We start from the raw sequence: 419 nt of genomic DNA on the forward strand, positions 1-419 counted from the left end.
TGTTGTTTGTGCAAAATTCAAACTTTACAAGTTCAAACAAATTAGATAGAGATCACATCTGGATATTAGTTGCTTTAGGCATGCTGACTTTTATGAGCGTGCTCGATGGTTCGATCGTTAATATTGCCCTGCCCTCGATTTCAAAAGACTTAAAAATACCTCTAAACCAGGCAACCTGGACTGTAATCGTTTATTTGATTGTTATTTCCGGTTTGCTGCTTTTGTTCGGCCGTATGGGCGATGTATACGGAAAGATCAAAATTTTCAAAATCGGTACAATCATTTTCACAATCGTTTCCTTTTTAGCCGGTATTTCCAAGTTCGGTCTGATCTTTCTCTTAGCAGCACGGGCAATTCAAGCCGTTGGCGCCTCAATGGCAATGTCAACAAGTTTTGGCATTACTACCTCTAATTTCGCG

At 39.9% G+C, this 419-nt stretch carries 1 protein-coding gene; it reads left to right on the forward strand.

From position 1 onward, the window contains the following. Positions 1-80: 80 nt before the first annotated feature. Positions 81-419, forward strand: a 339-nt coding sequence (locus KH893_RS12535) for an MFS transporter (RefSeq protein ID WP_281166369.1), incomplete at its 3' end; no start/stop codon positions are given.

It is taken from the genome of Liquorilactobacillus sicerae, from assembly GCF_029916425.1.
Taxonomy (GTDB): Bacteria; Bacillota; Bacilli; order Lactobacillales; family Lactobacillaceae; genus Liquorilactobacillus; species Liquorilactobacillus sicerae.